The 17,019-nt window shown below is 56.7% G+C and carries 27 protein-coding genes; 1 reads left to right on the forward strand and 26 read right to left on the reverse strand.

Annotated features, from left to right (window positions below; genetic code table 11):
* Positions 1-62 precede the first annotated feature (62 nt).
* Positions 63-2,897: an excinuclease ABC subunit UvrA gene (gene uvrA / locus PSH86_RS27250; protein ID WP_109756410.1), complete on the forward strand. Its 2,835-nt coding sequence runs from the start codon at positions 63-65 to the stop codon at positions 2,895-2,897.
* Between the two features lie 71 nt (positions 2,898-2,968).
* Here uvrA and bfr read toward each other — a convergent pair whose 3' ends face one another.
* From bfr to rplB, 26 genes are all read right to left on the reverse strand, one after another.
* Positions 2,969-3,433: a bacterioferritin gene (gene bfr / locus PSH86_RS27255; protein ID WP_014340470.1), complete on the reverse strand. Its 465-nt coding sequence runs from the start codon at positions 3,431-3,433 to the stop codon at positions 2,969-2,971.
* Positions 3,434-3,591: 158 nt separating this feature from the next.
* Positions 3,592-5,040: a catalase gene (locus tag PSH86_RS27260; protein WP_109756409.1), complete on the reverse strand. Its 1,449-nt coding sequence runs from the start codon at positions 5,038-5,040 to the stop codon at positions 3,592-3,594.
* A 225-nt stretch (positions 5,041-5,265) separates the two neighbouring features.
* Positions 5,266-5,652: a 50S ribosomal protein L17 gene (gene rplQ, locus PSH86_RS27265; RefSeq protein ID WP_003176402.1), complete on the reverse strand. Its 387-nt coding sequence runs from the start codon at positions 5,650-5,652 to the stop codon at positions 5,266-5,268.
* A 42-nt stretch (positions 5,653-5,694) separates the two neighbouring features.
* Positions 5,695-6,696, reverse strand: coding sequence for a DNA-directed RNA polymerase subunit alpha (rpoA, locus tag PSH86_RS27270; RefSeq protein WP_003186012.1), 1,002 nt, complete (start codon positions 6,694-6,696; stop codon positions 5,695-5,697).
* A gap of 22 nt (positions 6,697-6,718) precedes the next feature.
* A complete protein-coding gene (gene rpsD, locus PSH86_RS27275) occupies positions 6,719-7,339 on the reverse strand; it encodes a 30S ribosomal protein S4 (protein ID WP_003176404.1) in 621 nt (206 codons plus the stop codon).
* 18 nt (positions 7,340-7,357) lie between these two features.
* A complete protein-coding gene (gene rpsK / locus PSH86_RS27280) occupies positions 7,358-7,747 on the reverse strand; it encodes a 30S ribosomal protein S11 (protein WP_002555466.1) in 390 nt (129 codons plus the stop codon).
* A gap of 30 nt (positions 7,748-7,777) precedes the next feature.
* A complete protein-coding gene (gene rpsM / locus PSH86_RS27285; protein ID WP_003186020.1) occupies positions 7,778-8,134 on the reverse strand; it encodes a 30S ribosomal protein S13 in 357 nt (118 codons plus the stop codon).
* 130 nt (positions 8,135-8,264) lie between these two features.
* Positions 8,265-8,381 (reverse strand): 50S ribosomal protein L36, encoded by a 117-nt coding sequence (gene rpmJ, locus PSH86_RS27290; RefSeq protein ID WP_002555468.1) that lies wholly within the window; start codon positions 8,379-8,381, stop codon positions 8,265-8,267.
* Positions 8,382-8,411: 30 nt separating this feature from the next.
* Positions 8,412-9,740, reverse strand: coding sequence for a preprotein translocase subunit SecY (gene secY / locus PSH86_RS27295; protein ID WP_003186029.1), 1,329 nt, complete (start codon positions 9,738-9,740; stop codon positions 8,412-8,414).
* Positions 9,741-10,178 carry a 50S ribosomal protein L15 gene (gene rplO / locus PSH86_RS27300; protein WP_003186032.1) on the reverse strand — a complete coding sequence of 146 codons (438 nt, stop codon included), beginning with the start codon at positions 10,176-10,178 and terminating at the stop codon, positions 9,741-9,743.
* Positions 10,179-10,181: 3 nt separating this feature from the next.
* Entirely contained in the window at positions 10,182-10,358 is a 177-nt protein-coding gene (rpmD, locus tag PSH86_RS27305; protein WP_003186033.1) for a 50S ribosomal protein L30, read from the reverse strand.
* Between the two features lie 2 nt (positions 10,359-10,360).
* Positions 10,361-10,861: a 30S ribosomal protein S5 gene (gene rpsE, locus PSH86_RS27310; protein WP_003186035.1), complete on the reverse strand. Its 501-nt coding sequence runs from the start codon at positions 10,859-10,861 to the stop codon at positions 10,361-10,363.
* Positions 10,862-10,864: 3 nt separating this feature from the next.
* The gene (gene rplR / locus PSH86_RS27315; protein ID WP_003186037.1) at positions 10,865-11,215 is read right to left on the reverse strand and encodes a 50S ribosomal protein L18; all 351 of its coding nucleotides are present in this window, start codon (positions 11,213-11,215) and stop codon (positions 10,865-10,867) included.
* 10 nt (positions 11,216-11,225) lie between these two features.
* Positions 11,226-11,759 carry a 50S ribosomal protein L6 gene (rplF, locus tag PSH86_RS27320; RefSeq protein ID WP_053125864.1) on the reverse strand — a complete coding sequence of 178 codons (534 nt, stop codon included), beginning with the start codon at positions 11,757-11,759 and terminating at the stop codon, positions 11,226-11,228.
* A 12-nt stretch (positions 11,760-11,771) separates the two neighbouring features.
* A complete protein-coding gene (rpsH, locus tag PSH86_RS27325; protein ID WP_017848802.1) occupies positions 11,772-12,164 on the reverse strand; it encodes a 30S ribosomal protein S8 in 393 nt (130 codons plus the stop codon).
* A gap of 210 nt (positions 12,165-12,374) precedes the next feature.
* Positions 12,375-12,680, reverse strand: a complete 306-nt coding sequence (gene rpsN, locus PSH86_RS27330; RefSeq protein ID WP_003186042.1) for a 30S ribosomal protein S14 — start codon at positions 12,678-12,680, stop codon at positions 12,375-12,377.
* A gap of 13 nt (positions 12,681-12,693) precedes the next feature.
* Positions 12,694-13,233 (reverse strand): 50S ribosomal protein L5, encoded by a 540-nt coding sequence (gene rplE / locus PSH86_RS27335; protein ID WP_003186044.1) that lies wholly within the window; start codon positions 13,231-13,233, stop codon positions 12,694-12,696.
* A gap of 20 nt (positions 13,234-13,253) precedes the next feature.
* Positions 13,254-13,568, reverse strand: a complete 315-nt coding sequence (gene rplX, locus PSH86_RS27340) for a 50S ribosomal protein L24 (protein WP_003186046.1) — start codon at positions 13,566-13,568, stop codon at positions 13,254-13,256.
* A gap of 11 nt (positions 13,569-13,579) precedes the next feature.
* Positions 13,580-13,948 (reverse strand): 50S ribosomal protein L14, encoded by a 369-nt coding sequence (rplN, locus tag PSH86_RS27345; protein ID WP_002555479.1) that lies wholly within the window; start codon positions 13,946-13,948, stop codon positions 13,580-13,582.
* A 23-nt stretch (positions 13,949-13,971) separates the two neighbouring features.
* Positions 13,972-14,238: a 30S ribosomal protein S17 gene (gene rpsQ / locus PSH86_RS27350; protein WP_003194644.1), complete on the reverse strand. Its 267-nt coding sequence runs from the start codon at positions 14,236-14,238 to the stop codon at positions 13,972-13,974.
* 2 nt (positions 14,239-14,240) lie between these two features.
* The gene (rpmC, locus tag PSH86_RS27355) at positions 14,241-14,432 is read right to left on the reverse strand and encodes a 50S ribosomal protein L29 (protein ID WP_002555481.1); all 192 of its coding nucleotides are present in this window, start codon (positions 14,430-14,432) and stop codon (positions 14,241-14,243) included.
* The gene (rplP, locus tag PSH86_RS27360; protein WP_003186052.1) at positions 14,432-14,845 is read right to left on the reverse strand and encodes a 50S ribosomal protein L16; all 414 of its coding nucleotides are present in this window, start codon (positions 14,843-14,845) and stop codon (positions 14,432-14,434) included. Before rplP ends, rpmC begins: the two co-directional genes overlap by 1 nt.
* Positions 14,846-14,857: 12 nt before the next feature.
* Entirely contained in the window at positions 14,858-15,544 is a 687-nt protein-coding gene (gene rpsC, locus PSH86_RS27365) for a 30S ribosomal protein S3 (protein ID WP_003176422.1), read from the reverse strand.
* A gap of 13 nt (positions 15,545-15,557) precedes the next feature.
* Complete coding sequence (gene rplV, locus PSH86_RS27370) at positions 15,558-15,890, reverse strand: 50S ribosomal protein L22 (RefSeq protein ID WP_003103908.1); 333 nt, start codon at positions 15,888-15,890, stop codon at positions 15,558-15,560.
* An 11-nt stretch (positions 15,891-15,901) separates the two neighbouring features.
* Complete coding sequence (rpsS, locus tag PSH86_RS27375; protein ID WP_002555486.1) at positions 15,902-16,177, reverse strand: 30S ribosomal protein S19; 276 nt, start codon at positions 16,175-16,177, stop codon at positions 15,902-15,904.
* A 16-nt stretch (positions 16,178-16,193) separates the two neighbouring features.
* Positions 16,194-17,018 (reverse strand): 50S ribosomal protein L2, encoded by an 825-nt coding sequence (gene rplB / locus PSH86_RS27380; RefSeq protein ID WP_003186055.1) that lies wholly within the window; start codon positions 17,016-17,018, stop codon positions 16,194-16,196.
* Position 17,019 lies beyond the last annotated feature (1 nt).

Below are 17,019 nucleotides of genomic sequence, written 5' to 3' on the forward strand. Positions count from 1 at the left end.
GCATCCATCCAGTATTTGCCCGTATACTCCTACGTTTTCGACGCCCGCCGAGCGAGGCCACTTTGGACAAGATCCTGATTCGTGGGGCCCGTACCCACAACCTGAAGAACATCGACCTGACCCTGCCACGGGACAAGCTGATCGTCATCACCGGCCTGTCCGGATCCGGCAAATCATCCCTGGCCTTCGACACGTTGTATGCCGAAGGCCAGCGACGTTATGTCGAATCGCTGTCGGCCTACGCCCGGCAGTTCCTGTCGATGATGGAAAAACCCGACGTCGACACCATCGAAGGCCTGTCGCCGGCGATTTCCATCGAACAGAAATCGACCTCCCATAACCCTCGGTCGACGGTCGGTACCATCACCGAGATCTACGACTACCTGCGCCTGTTGTATGCGCGCGTCGGTATTCCCCGTTGCCCCGATCACGACATTCCCCTGGAAGCCCAGACCGTCAGCCAGATGGTCGACCTGGTGCTGGCCCAGCCGGAAGGCAGCAAGCTGATGCTGCTTGCCCCGGTGGTTCGCGAGCGCAAGGGCGAACACCTGATGGTCTTCGAAGAACTGCGCGCCCAGGGTTTCGTGCGGGCCCGGGTCAACGGCAAGCTCTGCGAGCTGGACGAACTGCCGAAGCTGGATAAACAGAAGAAGCATTCGATCGATGTGGTGGTCGACCGCTTCAAGGTCCGGGCCGATCTGCAACAGCGGCTGGCTGAGTCCTTCGAGACCGCGTTGAAGCTGGCCGACGGTATCGCCCTGGTCGCACCGATGGACGACGAGCCTGGCGAAGAAATCATCTTCTCCGCACGCTTCGCCTGTCCGATCTGCGGCCACGCCATCAGCGAACTGGAACCCAAGCTGTTCTCCTTCAACAACCCGGCCGGCGCCTGCCCGACCTGCGATGGCCTGGGGGTCAAGCAGTTCTTCGACACCAAGCGGCTGGTCAACGGCGAGCTGACCCTGGCCGAAGGGGCGATTCGCGGCTGGGACAGGCGCAACGTCTATTACTTCCAGATGCTCGGTTCGCTGGCGGCCCACTACAAGTTCAGCCTGGACAAGCCGTTCAACGAGCTGCCCGCCGACCAGCAGAAATTCATCCTGCAGGGCAGCGGCTCGCAGAATGTCGACTTCAAATACCTCAACGACCGCGGCGATATCGTCAAACGCTCCCATCCGTTCGAAGGCATCGTGCCGAACCTGGAACGACGCTACCGCGAGACCGAGTCGGCCAGCGTGCGCGAAGAACTGGCCAAGTTCCTCAGCACCCAGCCCTGCCCCGATTGCCGAGGCACCCGTCTGCGCCGCGAGGCGCGGCATGTGTGGGTCGGTGAAAAGACCCTGCCGGCGGTGACCAACCTGCCGATTGGCGACGCCACCGATTATTTCGGCGGCCTGAAACTGACCGGTCGTCGTGGCGAAATCGCTGACAAGATCCTCAAGGAAATCCGCGAACGCTTGCAGTTCCTGGTGAACGTCGGCCTGGACTACCTGACCCTCGATCGCAGCGCCGACACTTTGTCCGGCGGCGAAGCCCAGCGCATCCGCCTCGCCAGCCAGATCGGCGCCGGCCTGGTGGGGGTGATGTACATCCTCGACGAACCGTCCATCGGCTTGCACCAGCGGGACAACGACCGGCTGCTCGGGACTTTGAAGCACTTGCGGGACATCGGCAACACGGTGATCGTGGTCGAGCACGACGAGGACGCCATCCGCCTGGCCGACTATGTGGTGGACATCGGCCCGGGCGCTGGCGTGCATGGCGGGCATATCGTTGCCCAGGGCACCGCTGCCGAGGTCATGGCGCATCCCGATTCGCTGACGGGCAAGTACCTGTCGGGCCGGGTCAAGATCAAGGTCCCGGCCAAGCGCACGCCGCGCAACAAGAAGCTGTCGCTGACCCTCAAGGGTGCTCGCGGCAACAACTTGCGCAATGTCGACCTGGAAATCCCGATCGGCCTGCTGACCTGCGTTACCGGGGTGTCCGGCTCCGGCAAGTCGACACTGATCAACAACACCCTGTTCCCCCTCAGCGCCACGGCCCTGAACGGCGCCACCACCCTGGAAGCTGCCGCCCACGACAGCATCAAGGGCCTGGAGCACCTGGACAAGGTGGTCGACATCGACCAGAGCCCGATTGGCCGCACGCCGCGCTCCAATCCGGCGACCTACACCGGGTTGTTCACGCCGATCCGCGAACTGTTCGCCGGCGTGCCGGAGTCCCGTTCAAGAGGCTACGGGCCGGGGCGGTTCTCGTTCAACGTCAAGGGCGGGCGCTGCGAAGCCTGCCAGGGCGATGGCTTGATCAAGGTGGAAATGCACTTCCTGCCAGACATCTACGTACCGTGCGATGTGTGCAAGAGCAAGCGCTACAACCGCGAAACCCTGGAGATCAAGTACAAGGGCAAGAACATCCACGAAACCCTCGAGATGACCATCGAGGAAGCCCGGGTGTTCTTCGACGCGGTGCCGGCCCTGGCGCGCAAGCTCCAGACGCTGATGGATGTGGGCTTGTCGTACATCAAGCTGGGGCAGTCGGCGACGACGCTGTCTGGCGGCGAGGCCCAGCGGGTCAAGTTGTCCCGCGAGCTGTCCAAGCGCGACACCGGCAAGACCCTGTATATCCTCGATGAGCCGACCACGGGCCTGCACTTCGCCGATATCCAGCAGTTACTCGATGTGCTGCACCGCCTGCGCGACCATGGCAATACCGTGGTGGTGATCGAACACAACCTGGATGTGATCAAGACCGCTGACTGGCTGGTGGACCTGGGACCGGAAGGCGGCTCCAAGGGCGGTCAGATCATCGCCGTAGGAACACCGGAACAAGTGGCCGAGATGAAGCAGTCCCACACCGGGCACTACCTCAAGCCGCTGTTGGAGCGTGATCGGGACTGATTTCACCCGAGCACGAAAAAGCCCCTGTCATCTCACCGATGACAGGGGCTTTTTGTTTTTCGGTGGGAGCGTCAGAACTGCGATTGCAGGTAGTTTTCCAACCCGATCAGCTTGATCAGGCCCAACTGCTTCTCCAGCCAGTAGGTATGGTCTTCTTCGGTGTCGTTGAGCTGGATCCGCAGGATCTCGCGAGTCACGTAGTCATTGTGCTGCTCGCAGAGCTCGATGCCTTTGCACAGCGCAGCGCGGACTTTGTACTCCAGGCGCAGGTCGGCGGCGAGCATGTCGGGCACCGTGGTACCGACATCCAGGTCATCGGCACGCATGCGTGGTGTGCCTTCGAGCATCAGGATCCGACGCATGAGTGCATCGGCGTGTTGGGTTTCTTCTTCCATCTCGTGGTTGATACGTTCGTAGAGCTCGGTAAAACCCCAATCCTCGTACATCCGCGAATGGATGAAATATTGATCACGGGCTGCCAGTTCGCCTGTCAGCAACGTGTTGAGGTAATCGATTACGTCTGGGTGACCTTGCATCGCCCTACATCTCCACAAGCTTTTAAAGGTTGTAGTTTGAACCAAGCTGACCGCAAGGTCACGACCTCAACGCAATAAAAGCGAAGAAAATCCGAGAAAACCAGTCTAAATAACGCAAAAACCGCCCTAATGAGGGCGGTTCTGCTTCTCGTTTAGACTTAGTTCAGCGCTACGCCCAAGGCTTTTGCGATGCCCTCCCCATAGGCGACATCCGCCTTGAAGAAATGCTGCAACTGACGGTCAACGACATCTGCCGATACACCGGCCATCGCACCGGCGATATTGCTGATCAGCAGGGCTTTCTGCTCATCGTTCATCAGGCGGAACAACGCACCGGCGTGGCTGTAGTAATCGGTGTCTTCACGATGATCGTAACGGTCCGCAGCGCCACTGAGGGCCAGTGCCGGCTCCGCGTAACGCGGGGCCTGCTTCGGCGTCTCCACATAGCTATTAGGCTCGTAGTTCGGTGCCGCCCCGCCATTGCTGCCAAACGCCATCGCGCCGTCGCGCTGGTAGGTATTGACCGGGCTGCGCGGCGCATTCACCGGCAATTGCTGGTGATTGGTGCCCACACGGTAGCGGTGCGCATCGGCGTAGGCGAAGACACGACCCTGCAACATGCGATCCGGCGAGAGGCCAACCCCTGGCACCATATTGCTAGGGCCAAACGCCGCTTGCTCGACTTCGGCAAAGTAGTTCAGCGGGTTCCGGTTGAGTTCGAGCTCACCGACTTCGATCAACGGAAACTCTTTCTGCGACCAGGTCTTGGTGACATCGAACGGATTTTCGTAATGCGCGGCGGCTTGGGCCTCTGTCATGACCTGGATGCAGACGCTCCATTTCGGGAAATCGCCGCGCTCGATGGCATTGAACAAGTCACGCTGGGCGTAATCCGGGTCGGTACCCGCCAGGCGTGCCGCTTCAGCCGGAGCCAGGTTCTTGATCCCTTGCTTGGTCTTGTAGTGCCACTTCACCCAGTGGCGCTCACCCTGTGCATTGATCAGGCTGTAGGTGTGACTGCCGAAGCCATGCATGTGGCGGTAGCCATCTGGAATGCCGCGATCAGAGAACAGAATGGTGACCTGATGCAGCGCCTCAGGCGAGTGCGACCAGAAATCCCACATCGCCTGGGCGCTTTTCAGGTTGCTTTGCGGCAGACGTTTCTGGGTATGGATGAAGTCCGGAAACTTCAACGGATCACGGATGAAGAAAACCGGCGTGTTGTTGCCGACGATGTCCCAGTTGCCTTCCTCGGTGTAGAACTTCAGGGCGAAACCGCGCGGATCGCGTTCAGTGTCGGCCGAACCACGCTCGCCACCCACGGTGGAAAACCGCAGGAAGGTGGGTGTCTGCTTGCCGATCGACTCGAACAACTTGGCGCTGGTGTACTGGGTGATGTCCCGGGTAACGGTAAACGTGCCGTAGGCGCCCGATCCCTTGGCGTGTACGCGACGCTCGGGAATGTTCTCGCGGTTGAAGTGAGCAAGCTTCTCGATCAGGTGAAAGTCGTCGAGCAGCAACGGGCCACGCGGGCCGGCGGAACGAGAATTCTGGTTATCGGCGACAGGAGCGCCGCTGGCGGTCGTAAGCGTTTTGGTCTGGCTCATGCTCAATCTTCCTAGGTCGGTCTTCAAACTGCCGGCTAATCGGCTGGAAAGGAGTATTGATCATGTTAGTGACAGTATCCAAATTCATTAAATCATGGACATCGATAGTCATTATCTAATGCTGAATACTTGCTGATAGCCAAGCCAGGCGAAACGGCTGCCTACTTTTCTATCAGGCACAAAAAACCGGGCACTAGGCCCGGTTCTTCGTTACAGACTGTCGTCTTACTCGGCGCTTACAGCTTCGCCAGCAGTAGCACGATCAACCAACTCGACGTACGCCATAGGCGCGTTGTCGCCAGCGCGGAAACCGCACTTGAGGATGCGCAGGTAGCCACCCTCACGGGTAGCGTAGCGCTTGCCCAGGTCGTTGAAGAGCTTACCAACGATAGCTTTCGAACGAGTACGGTCGAAAGCCAGACGGCGGTTAGCCAGGCTATCTGTCTTGGCCAGAGTGATCAGCGGCTCAGCAACGCGACGCAGTTCTTTGGCTTTTGGCAGAGTAGTTTTGATCAGCTCGTGCTCGAACAGCGACACCGCCATGTTTTGGAACATGGCCTTGCGGTGCGAGCTGGTGCGGCTCAGGTGACGACCACTTTTACGATGACGCATGGTTCATTCCTTACCAAACACAACGTTCGGTGATTACGACGATCAGGCAGTCGCCTTGTCGTCCTTCTTAAGACTTGCAGGCGGCCAGTTGTCGAGGCGCATGCCGAGGGACAGACCGCGGGAGGCCAGAACGTCCTTGATTTCAGTCAAGGATTTCTTGCCAAGGTTCGGAGTCTTCAACAGCTCTACTTCGGTACGCTGAATCAGGTCACCGATGTAGTAGATGTTTTCCGCCTTAAGGCAGTTAGCCGAACGTACAGTCAGTTCCAGATCGTCAACCGGGCGAAGCAGGATCGGATCGATCTCGTCTTCCTGCTCGACAACCACTGGCTCACTGTCACCCTTGAGGTCGACGAACGCAGCCAACTGCTGTTGCAGGATGGTTGCAGCGCGGCGAATAGCCTCTTCAGGATCCAGGGTACCGTTGGTTTCCAGATCAATAACCAGCTTGTCCAGGTTGGTACGCTGTTCGACACGGGCGTTTTCCACCACGTATGCGATACGGCGAACCGGGCTGAACGAAGAGTCAAGCTGCAAGCGACCGATGCTGCGGCTTTCGTCTTCATCGCTCTGACGCGAGTCGGCCGGTTCATAACCACGACCACGAGCTACGGTGAGCTTCATGTTCAGGGCGCCGTTAGACGCCAGGTTAGCGATTACGTGATCGGGGTTAACGATCTCGACATCATGATCCAGCTGAATATCGGCAGCGGTAACCACCCCCGAACCCTTCTTCGACAAGGTCAGCGTAACTTCGTCACGACCGTGCAGCTTGATAGCCAGACCTTTAAGGTTCAACAGGATTTCAATTACGTCTTCCTGTACACCTTCGATGGCGCTGTACTCGTGGAGCACACCGTCAATCTCGGCCTCGACTACTGCACAGCCGGGCATTGAGGACAACAGGATGCGGCGCAGCGCGTTGCCCAGGGTGTGGCCGAAACCACGCTCGAGAGGCTCGAGTGTGATCTTGGCGCGGGTTGGACTGACAACCTGCACATCAATATGGCGGGGTGTCAGGAACTCATTTACCGAAATCTGCATGGATGCACCTATTTTCTAGCCCTTACTTGGAGTAGAGCTCGACAATCAGGCTTTCGTTGATGTCGGCGGACAGATCACTGCGAGCAGGAACGTTCTTGAAAACGCCCGACTTCTTCTCAGTGTCTACTTCTACCCATTCTACGCGGCCACGTTGGGCACACAGATCGAGAGCTTGGACAATGCGAAGTTGGTTCTTTGCTTTCTCGCGAACAGCAACCACGTCACCAGCACGAACCTGGTAGGACGGAACGTTTACGGTCTGACCGTTAACGCTGATCGACTTGTGCGATACCAGCTGACGGGATTCGGCACGAGTAGAACCGAAACCCATACGGTATACAACGTTGTCCAGACGGCATTCGAGCAGTTGCAACAGGTTTTCGCCGGTTGCGCCTTTCTTGCCAGCTGCTTCTTTGTAGTAGCCGCTGAATTGACGCTCGAGAACGCCGTAGATACGACGGACCTTCTGCTTTTCACGCAGTTGGGTGCCGTAGTCGGACTGGCGACCGCGGCGTTGGCCGTGGATACCAGGTGCTGCTTCAATGTTGCACTTCGATTCGATCGCGCGCACGCCGCTCTTCAGAAAAAGATCGGTGCCTTCGCGACGAGCGAGTTTGCATTTTGGACCAATGTAACGAGCCATTCTTTACAATCTCCTGGATTACACGCGGCGCTTCTTCGGCGGACGGCACCCGTTGTGCGGGATTGGCGTCACGTCGGTGATGCTGGCGATCTTGTAGCCACAGCCGTTCAAAGCGCGGACTGCGGATTCACGACCTGGACCTGGACCCTTGACGTTAACGTCGAGGTTTTTCAGGCCGTATTCCAGCGCAGCTTGACCAGCACGCTCAGCAGCTACTTGAGCAGCGAACGGGGTGGACTTGCGGGAACCGCGGAAACCCGAACCACCGGAGGTAGCCCAGGAAAGAGCGTTACCTTGACGGTCGGTAATGGTCACGATGGTGTTGTTAAAAGAAGCATGGATGTGGGCGATGCCATCAACCACTGTCTTTTTAACTTTTTTACGAGGACGAGCAGCAGGTTTTGCCATGATTAAATTCCTGTCGATTCGCTGGGGCGATTACTTGCGGATCGGCTTACGCGGACCTTTACGGGTACGCGCGTTGGTCTTGGTACGCTGACCGCGTACTGGCAGACCACGACGATGACGCAGACCGCGATAGCAACCGAGGTCCATCAAGCGCTTGATTTTCATGTTGATTTCGCGACGCAGGTCACCTTCAGTGGTGAACTTCGCCACTTCGCCACGCAGCTGTTCAATTTGCTCGTCGCTCAGATCCTTGATCTTTGCCGCTGGGTTGACCCCAGTCACTGCACAAATTTTCTGTGCAGTAGTGCGACCAACACCATAGATGTAGGTCAGCGAGATAACAGTATGCTTGTTATCTGGAATGTTGACGCCTGCAATACGGGCCATTCAGTGGGACTCCAATTGACAGCTACCTACGCCCCGGAAGCCAAGAAATAGGGCGCGAGATAATATCGCTGTAATAACAAATAATCAACCCGGCAGCGCACTAGCTGCCGGGCTTAAAGCACAATCACACTCAGCCTTGGCGCTGTTTGTGACGCGGTTCCGCGCTGCAAATTACCCGAACAACACCTTCGCGGCGAATAATCTTGCAGTTACGGCACAGCTTTTTCACCGATGCACGAACTTTCATCACCAACTCCTCGAACCTTATGGACGCTACTCAGCGCAACATGCCGCTGCCGTAGCCCTTCAGGTTGGCTTTCTTCATCAGGGATTCGTACTGGTGCGAAACGAGGTGCGATTGTACTTGGGACATGAAGTCCATCACAACCACGACCACGATCAGCAACGAGGTCCCGCCAAGGTAGAACGGTACGTTTGCCGCAACCACCAGGAACTGGGGCAACAGACAGACGGCCGTCATGTAAAGAGCACCGAACATGGTCAAGCGAGTCAGAACGCCATCAATGTAGCGCGCAGACTGCTCACCTGGACGGATACCCGGAATAAAGGCACCGGACTTCTTCAGGTTTTCCGCTACGTCTTTCGGATTGAACATCAACGCCGTATAGAAGAAGCAGAAGAAAATAATCCCTGCACTAAACAGCAGAATATTCAACGGCTGACCAGGAGCGATCGACTGCGAGATGTCCTGCAACCAGCCCATACCTTCAGACTGGCCGAACCAGGCACCCAACGAAGCCGGGAACAGCAAGATGCTGCTCGCGAAAATAGCCGGAATTACACCGGCCATGTTCACCTTCAACGGCAAGTGGCTGGTCTGCGCAGCAAACACCTTGCGGCCCTGCTGACGCTTGGCGTAGTGAACAGCAATACGACGCTGACCACGCTCGATGAACACCACGAAACCGATAATCGCTACTGCCAGCAGACCGATGGCAACCAGGGCGAAGATATTGATATCACCCTGACGCGCAGACTCGAAAGACTGCCCGATCGCTCTCGGAAGACCGGCGACGATACCTGCGAAGATCAACATCGAGATACCGTTGCCCACACCACGCTCAGTGATCTGCTCACCCAGCCACATCATGAACATCGCGCCCGCCACAAAAGTGGTTACCGCAACGAAATGAAAGCTGAAGTCAGCAGTGAACGAAACGCCCTGCCCCGCCAAACCAATGGACATGCCAATGGCCTGGACGAGAGCGAGGACGACAGTGCCGTAGCGGGTGTACTGGCTGATCTTGCGACGGCCAGCTTCACCTTCCTTCTTCAACTGCTCCAGCTGCGGGCTGACGGCGCTCATCAGTTGCATGATGATCGATGCCGAAATGTACGGCATGATCCCCAGTGCAAAGATGCTCATCCGCTCCAGCGCGCCGCCGGAAAACATGTTGAACAAGCTAAGAATGGTCCCCTCATTCTGTCGAAACAGGTCCGCGAGTCGGTCCGGGTTGATACCTGGAACCGGGATGTGTGCGCCTATTCGGTAGACGATAATCGCCAGGAACAGAAAACGCAGACGAGCCCAGAGTTCAGACATACCGCCTTTGCCGAGCGCAGAGAGAGCACCTTGCTTAGCCATTTATTCCTCGAACTTGCCGCCAGCTGCTTCGATAGCCGCACGCGCACCTTTGGTGGCGCCGATTCCCTTTCCGATGGTGACAGCACGAGCAACTTCGCCCGACAGCATGATTTTCACACGCTGAACGTTCTGGTTGATCACGTTGGCATCCTTCAGGGACTGCACGGTGACGATGTCGCCATCCACTTTGGCCAGCTCGGACAGACGCACTTCTGCGCGGTCCATGGCTTTCAGGGAAACGAAACCGAACTTCGGCAGGCGACGATGCAGCGGCTGTTGACCGCCTTCAAAGCCTGGAGCAATAGTGCCACCGGAGCGGGAGGTCTGACCTTTGTGGCCACGGCCACCGGTCTTGCCCAAACCACTACCGATACCACGGCCCGGACGATGCTTTTCGCGACGGGAACCCGGCGCTGGACTCAGATCATTGAGTTTCATCGATTAACCCTCGACACGCAGCATGTAGTAAGCCTTGTTGATCATCCCGCGATTCTCGGGAGTATCCAGGACTTCTACAGTGTGACCGATGCGACGCAGACCCAGACCCTTAACGCACAGTTTGTGGTTAGGGATGCGGCCGGTCATGCTTTTGATCAGCGTAACTTTTACGGTAGCCATGATCAGAAGATCTCCTTGACGCTTTTGCCACGCTTGGCGGCAATGGATTCAGGAGACTGCATTGCCTTCAAACCCTTGAAAGTGGCGTGAACCACGTTTACTGGGTTAGTCGAGCCGTAGCACTTGGCCAGAACGTTCTGAACGCCAGCAACTTCGAGGACAGCACGCATAGCGCCGCCAGCGATGATACCGGTACCTTCAGAAGCAGGCTGCATGTACACCTTCGAAGCGCCATGGGCGGACTTCATTGCGTACTGCAGAGTGGTGCCGTTCAGATCAACCTGGATCATGTTGCGGCGAGCAGCTTCCATTGCCTTCTGGATCGCAGCAGGCACTTCACGCGACTTGCCACGGCCGAAGCCAACACGGCCTTTACCATCACCCACTACGGTCAACGCAGTGAAAGTGAAGATACGGCCGCCTTTAACGGTTTTGGCTACGCGGTTAACTTGAACCAGCTTCTCGATGTAGCCTTCGTCGCGCTTTTGGTCGTTATTTGACATAACTTAGAACTCCAGCCCAGCTTCACGAGCAGCATCAGCCAGCGCCTTGACGCGGCCGTGGTACTTGAAGCCAGAGCGGTCGAAAGCCACCTGCGAGACGCCAGCGGCTTTAGCACGCGTAGCGACCAGCTGGCCAACCTTAGTGGCCGCGTCGATGTTGCCAGTGGCGCCATCACGCAGTTCTTTATCCAAAGTCGAGGCACTTGCCAGGACTTTGTTGCCGTCGGCCGAAATGACCTGGGCGTAGATGTGCTGCGACGAGCGGAACACGCAGAGACGCACGACTTCGAGTTCGTGCATTTTCAGGCGTGCTTTGCGAGCGCGACGCAGTCGAGTAACTTTTTTGTCGGTCATTTGCTATGCCCTACTTCTTCTTGGCTTCTTTACGACGGACGACTTCGTCCGCGTAGCGCACACCTTTGCCTTTGTACGGCTCTGGTGGACGGAAGTCGCGGATCTCGGCGGCCACTTGACCTACCAGCTGCTTGTCGATGCCCCGGATCAGGATATCGGTCTGGCTAGGAGTCTCAGCGGTGATGCCTTCCGGCAGTTCATAATCCACTGGGTGCGAGAAGCCAAGAGCCAGGTTCAGCACTGTGCCTTTTGCTTGCGCTTTGTAACCAACACCGACCAGCTGGAGCTTGCGCTCGAAGCCTTGGCTCACGCCTTGGACCATGTTGTTTACCAACGCACGAGTGGTACCAGCCATTGCGCGAGTCTGTTGATCGCCATTGCGAGCAGCGAAACGCAGCTCACCAGCTTCTTCAACGATCTCAACGGACGAATGGATGTTCAGTTGCAGAGTGCCCTTGGCACCCTTCACCGAAAGCTGTTGGCCTGCGAATTTGACTTCGACACCGGCTGGCAGCTTAACGGGGTTCTTAGCGACGCGTGACATGCTTATCCCCCCTTAGAACACAGTGCAAAGAACTTCGCCGCCGACACCGGCAGCGCGCGCAGCACGATCCGTCATCACACCTTTGTTGGTGGAGACGATAGACACGCCCAGGCCGCCACGAACTTTCGGCAGATCCTCAACGGACTTGTACTGACGCAGGCCAGGACGGCTAACGCGCTTCACTTCCTCGATGACCGGACGGCCTTCGAAGTACTTCAGCTCGATGGACAGCAGTGGCTTGATTTCGCTGCTGATCTGATAACCCGCAATGTAACCTTCGTCCTTCAGGACTTTGGCAACAGCTACCTTCAAAGTAGAAGATGGCATGCTTACGACGGACTTTTCAGCCATCTGGGCATTACGGATACGAGTTAGCATGTCCGCTAACGGGTCCTGCATACTCATGGGCTAGACGCTCCTAATACACAAAAAATTAGCCTTTCGGCTAGTACGTGTCGCCGAGCGCATCCGTGCAATAAAAACACGGGCTCAGGCGAGCCGGGTATTCTAGACACACCCCACAAATGAATCAAGCCCCAAAAGGGGCTTGATTCAAGTTCAAGGTCACCGACGGTCAGGATCTTGCGATCCCGAGCGCCGCGACTTTGACAGTGCTTACCAGCTGGCTTTAACCAGGCCTGGAACGTCACCACGCATTGCAGCTTGACGCAGCATGTTACGGCCAAGGCCGAACTTGCGGTACACGCCGTGCGGACGACCAGTCAGGCGGCAGCGGTTACGCATGCGCGAGGCACTTGCGTCACGTGGCTGCTTCTGCAGGGCTACGGTAGCTTCCCAACGCGCTTCTGGACTTGCGTTCAGATCAACGATGATAGCTTTCAGCGCTGCACGCTTGGTGGCGTACTTGGCAACGGTGAGCTGACGCTTCAGCTCACGGTTCTTCATGCTCTTCTTGGCCATTTTCCTACTCCAATCAGTTGCGGAACGGGAATTTGAAAGCGCGCAGCAGTGCGCGACCTTCGTCATCCGTCCGAGCAGTGGTGGTCAGGGTAATGTCCAGACCGCGGAGAGCGTCGATCTTGTCGTAATCGATTTCCGGGAAAATGATCTGCTCTTTAACGCCCATGCTGTAGTTGCCACGACCATCGAAGGACTTGGCATTCAGGCCGCGGAAGTCGCGAACCCGAGGCAGGGAGATCGACAGCAGACGATCCAGGAACTCGTACATACGCTCACGGCGCAGGGTCACTTTGACGCCGATCGGCCAACCTTCACGGACTTTGAAGCCAGCGATGGATTTCCGAGCGTAAGTCACGACGACTTTCTGACCGGTGATCTTTTCCAGGTCAGCAACAGCGTGCTCGATGACTTTTTTGTCGCCGATCGCTTCGCCCAGACCCATGTTCAGGGTGATTTTGGTAACGCGCGGAACTTCCATCACGTTCGAAAGCTTAAGTTCTTCCTTAAGTTTCGGGGCGATTTCCTTCCGGTAAATCTCTTTTAGTCGTGCCATGGTCTTCTACCTAGCAGTGTTCAAGCATCAACCGCTTTTTGGGTCGACTTGAAGACACGAATTTTCTTACCGTCTTCTACTTTGAAACCAACGCGGTCAGCCTTGTTGGTTTCGCCGTTGAAGATGGCGACGTTGGAAGCGTGCAGTGGCGCTTCTTTCTCGACGATACCGCCCTGTACGCCCGACATCGGGTTAGGCTTGGTATGACGCTTGACCAGGTTCAGACCACCAACAACCAGACGGTTGTCAGCAAGAACCTTCAGCACCTTACCGCGCTTACCTTTGTCTTTGCCGGCGATCACGATGATCTCGTCGTCACGACGAATCTTTTGCATGTCGGATCTCCTTACAGCACTTCTGGGGCGAGCGAGACGATCTTCATGAACTTCTCAGTACGAAGTTCACGGGTCACTGGCCCAAAGATACGGGTGCCGATCGGCTCTTGCTTGTTGTTCAACAGAACAGCAGCGTTGCCATCAAAGCGGATGATGGAGCCGTCAGCACGACGGACGCCATGGCGAGTGCGGACTACGACAGCAGTCATCACTTGGCCTTTTTTCACCTTACCGCGAGGAATTGCTTCCTTGACGGTAACTTTGATGATGTCACCGATACCAGCGTAACGACGATGGGAGCCACCCAGCACCTTGATGCACATAACACGGCGAGCGCCGCTGTTATCGGCCACATCGAGCATGGATTGAGTCTGAATCATATAATTTCTCCGACCCCTAGCCCTTAGACTTCCACAGCGCGTTCGAGAACATCAACCAGCGCCCAAGACTTGGTCTTGGCCATCGGACGAGTTTCACGAATAGTGACTTTGTCGCCGATGTGGCACTGATTGGTTTCGTCGTGCGCGTGCAGCTTAGTCGAACGCTTAACGTATTTACCGTAGATCGGGTGCTTAACGCGACGCTCGATCAGAACGGTGATGGTTTTGTCCATCTTGTCGCTGACAACACGGCCAGTCAGCGTACGGACAGTTTTTTCGGCTTCAGCCATGATTACTTACCTGCCTGCTGGTTGAGCACAGTTTTCACGCGAGCGATGTCACGCTTAACTTGCGAGAGCAGATGAGACTGCCCCAACTGGCCAGTTGCTTTCTGCATACGCAGATTGAACTGGTCGCGCAGCAGGCCGAGCAGTTGCTCGTTCAGCTGCTGTGCTGATTTTTCACGAAGTTCATTCGCTTTCATCACATCACCGTCCGTTTAACAAAGGAGGTGGCGAGCGGCAGCTTTGCAGCAGCCAGGGCGAAAGCCTCACGCGCCAGCTCTTCAGAAACACCCTCGATTTCATACAGGACTTTGCCTGGCTGAATCTGGGCAACCCAGTACTCCACGTTACCCTTACCTTTACCCATCCGAACTTCGAGTGGCTTCTTGGTGACAGGCTTGTCCGGGAATACACGGATCCAGATCTTGCCGCCACGTTTTACGTGACGGGTCAGAGCACGACGCGCTGACTCGATCTGACGAGCGGTGAGACGACCACGAGCAACAGACTTCAGCGCGAACTCGCCGAAGCTGACTTTGCTACCGCGCAATGCCAGGCCACGGTTGTGACCGGTCATTTGCTTGCGGAACTTCGTACGCTTTGGTTGCAACATTTGGCGTACCCCTTACTTAGCAGCTTTTTTACGAGGCGCTGGTGCTTGTGGCTTCAGTTCTTCTTGGCGACCACCAATTACTTCGCCTTTGAAGATCCAAACCTTTACACCGATCACACCGTAGGTGGTGTGAGCTTCGTAGTTGGCATAGTCGATGTCGGCACGCAGGGTGTGCAGTGGCACACGACCTTCGCGATACCATTCAGTACGTGCGATTTCAGCACCGCCGAGACGACCGCTCACTTGGATTTTGATGCCTTTGGCACCAATGCGCATTGCGTTCTGTACAGCGCGCTTCATAGCGCGACGGAACATTACGCGACGCTCCAGCTGCTGAGCTACGCTCTGCGCAACCAGCATACCGTCGAGCTCCGGCTTGCGGATCTCTTCGATATTGATGTGCACAGGCACACCCATTTGCTTGGTCAGGTCCTGACGCAGTTTCTCAACATCTTCACCTTTCTTCCCGATAACGATACCTGGACGAGCGGTGTGGATGGTGATACGTGCAGTCTGCGCCGGACGATGGATATCGATACGGCTTACGGACGCGCTTTTTAGTTTGTCTTGGAGATACTCACGCACCTTCAGATCAGCGAACAAGTAGTCCGCATAAGTCCGACCGTCTGCGTACCAGACGGAGGTGTGCTCCTTGACGATTCCCAGGCGAATGCCAATGGGATGTACTTTCTGACCCATCTCTTCGACTCCGTTACTTGTCAGCAACCTTGACAGTGATATGGCAAGACCGCTTGACGATGCGATCAGCACGGCCTTTGGCACGTGGCATGATGCGCTTCAGCGAACGCCCTTCGTTGACGAAAACGGTGCTGACCTTCAGGTCATCAACGTCTGCGCCTTCGTTATGCTCGGCGTTGGCTACGGCCGACTCCAGCACTTTCTTCATGATCTCGGCGGCTTTCTTACTGCTGAAAGCCAACAGGTTGAGCGCTTCGCCCACCTTCTTCCCGCGGATCTGGTCGGCGACCAAGCGGGCTTTCTGGGCGGAGATTCGAGCGCCCGACAACTTAGCGGCTACTTCCATTTCCTTACCCCTTAACGCTTGGCTTTCTTGTCAGCCACGTGCCCACGGTATGTGCGGGTACCGGCGAACTCGCCCAGTTTGTGGCCGACCATGTCTTCGTTCACGAGAACTGGGACGTGTTGGCGACCGTTGTGTACTGCGATGGTCAGACCGACCATTTGTGGCAGGATCATCGAACGACGCGACCAGGTCTTAACTGGTTTGCGATCGTTCTTTTCCGCCGCCACTTCGATCTTCTTCAGTAGGTGAAGATCAATAAAAGGACCTTTTTTCAGAGAACGTGGCACTGTCGTATCCCTCTATTTACTTGCGACGACGGACGATCATTTTGTCGGTACGCTTATTACCACGAGTCTTCGCGCCCTTAGTCGGGAAGCCCCATGGCGATACCGGATGACGACCACCAGAGGTACGACCTTCACCACCACCATGTGGGTGGTCAACCGGGTTCATGGCAACACCACGAACGGTTGGGCGAACGCCACGCCAGCGCTTGGCACCAGCTTTACCCAACGAACGCAGGCTGTGCTCGGAGTTCGAGACTTCGCCCAGGGTCGCACGGCATTCAGCCAGTACTTTACGCATCTCACCAGAACGCAGACGCAGGGTCACGTAGACACCTTCACGAGCGATCAGCTGAGCCGAAGCACCAGCGGAACGAGCGATCTGTGCGCCTTTACCTGGCTTCAATTCGATGCCGTGTACGGTGCTACCAACTGGAATGTTACGCAGTTGCAGAGCGTTGCCCGGCTTGATCGGTGCCAGGGCACCTGCGATCAGCTGGTCGCCAGCACTCACGCCTTTAGGGGCGATGATGTAGCGGCGCTCGCCATCTGCGTACAGCAGCAGAGCGATGTGAGCAGTACGGTTTGGATCGTATTCGATACGCTCGACGGTGGCAGCGATGCCATCCTTGTCGTTGCGACGGAAGTCGACCAGACGATAATGCTGCTTATGACCACCACCGATGTGACGAGTGGTAATACGGCCATTGTTGTTACGACCACCAGACTTCGATTTTTTCTCGAGCAGCGGTGCGTGAGGAGCGCCTTTATGCAGCTCCTGGTTGACCACCTTGACCACAAAACGGCGGCCAGGGGAAGTCGGTTTGCATTTAACGATTGCCATG

Origin of the sequence: Pseudomonas sp. FP2300 (assembly GCF_030687595.1) — a bacterium.
GTDB classification, from domain to species: domain Bacteria; phylum Pseudomonadota; class Gammaproteobacteria; order Pseudomonadales; family Pseudomonadaceae; genus Aquipseudomonas; species Aquipseudomonas bijieensis.

Bases quoted from the DNA above. Each gene is read 5' to 3' on its own strand.
- rpsD (WP_003176404.1), bottom strand. From the start codon at position 7,339: ATGGCTCGTTACATTGGTCCAAAATGCAAACTCGCTCGTCGCGAAGGC.
- rplN (WP_002555479.1), bottom strand. From the start codon at position 13,948: ATGATTCAGACTCAATCCATGCTCGATGTGGCCGATAACAGCGGCGCT.
- rplO (WP_003186032.1), bottom strand. From the start codon at position 10,178: ATGAAACTCAATGATCTGAGTCCAGCGCCGGGTTCCCGTCGCGAAAAG.
- rplF (WP_053125864.1), bottom strand. From the start codon at position 11,759: ATGTCACGCGTCGCTAAGAACCCCGTTAAGCTGCCAGCCGGTGTCGAA.
- PSH86_RS27260 (WP_109756409.1), bottom strand. From the start codon at position 5,040: ATGAGCCAGACCAAAACGCTTACGACCGCCAGCGGCGCTCCTGTCGCC.
- bfr (WP_014340470.1), bottom strand. From the start codon at position 3,433: ATGCAAGGTCACCCAGACGTAATCGATTACCTCAACACGTTGCTGACA.
- rpsK (WP_002555466.1), bottom strand. From the start codon at position 7,747: ATGGCAAAACCTGCTGCTCGTCCTCGTAAAAAAGTTAAAAAGACAGTG.
- secY (WP_003186029.1), bottom strand. From the start codon at position 9,740: ATGGCTAAGCAAGGTGCTCTCTCTGCGCTCGGCAAAGGCGGTATGTCT.
- rpsN (WP_003186042.1), bottom strand. From the start codon at position 12,680: ATGGCCAAGAAGAGCATGAAGAACCGTGAGCTGAAGCGTCAGCTCACC.
- rplP (WP_003186052.1), bottom strand. From the start codon at position 14,845: ATGTTGCAACCAAAGCGTACGAAGTTCCGCAAGCAAATGACCGGTCAC.
- rpmC (WP_002555481.1), bottom strand. From the start codon at position 14,432: ATGAAAGCGAATGAACTTCGTGAAAAATCAGCACAGCAGCTGAACGAG.
- rplB (WP_003186055.1), bottom strand. From the start codon at position 17,018: ATGGCAATCGTTAAATGCAAACCGACTTCCCCTGGCCGCCGTTTTGTG.
- rpsC (WP_003176422.1), bottom strand. From the start codon at position 15,544: ATGGGTCAGAAAGTACATCCCATTGGCATTCGCCTGGGAATCGTCAAG.
- rpoA (WP_003186012.1), bottom strand. From the start codon at position 6,696: ATGCAGATTTCGGTAAATGAGTTCCTGACACCCCGCCATATTGATGTG.
- rplX (WP_003186046.1), bottom strand. From the start codon at position 13,568: ATGCAAAAGATTCGTCGTGACGACGAGATCATCGTGATCGCCGGCAAA.
- rpmD (WP_003186033.1), bottom strand. From the start codon at position 10,358: ATGGCTACCGTAAAAGTTACGCTGATCAAAAGCATGACCGGCCGCATC.
- rplE (WP_003186044.1), bottom strand. From the start codon at position 13,233: ATGGCACGACTAAAAGAGATTTACCGGAAGGAAATCGCCCCGAAACTT.
- rpsE (WP_003186035.1), bottom strand. From the start codon at position 10,861: ATGTCAAATAACGACCAAAAGCGCGACGAAGGCTACATCGAGAAGCTG.
- rpsH (WP_017848802.1), bottom strand. From the start codon at position 12,164: ATGAGTATGCAGGACCCGTTAGCGGACATGCTAACTCGTATCCGTAAT.
- rplR (WP_003186037.1), bottom strand. From the start codon at position 11,215: ATGACCGACAAAAAAGTTACTCGACTGCGTCGCGCTCGCAAAGCACGC.
- rplV (WP_003103908.1), bottom strand. From the start codon at position 15,890: ATGGAAGTAGCCGCTAAGTTGTCGGGCGCTCGAATCTCCGCCCAGAAA.
- rplQ (WP_003176402.1), bottom strand. From the start codon at position 5,652: ATGCGTCATCGTAAAAGTGGTCGTCACCTGAGCCGCACCAGCTCGCAC.
- rpmJ (WP_002555468.1), bottom strand. From the start codon at position 8,381: ATGAAAGTTCGTGCATCGGTGAAAAAGCTGTGCCGTAACTGCAAGATT.
- rpsQ (WP_003194644.1), bottom strand. From the start codon at position 14,238: ATGGCTGAAGCCGAAAAAACTGTCCGTACGCTGACTGGCCGTGTTGTC.
- rpsM (WP_003186020.1), bottom strand. From the start codon at position 8,134: ATGGCCCGTATTGCAGGCGTCAACATTCCAGATAACAAGCATACTGTT.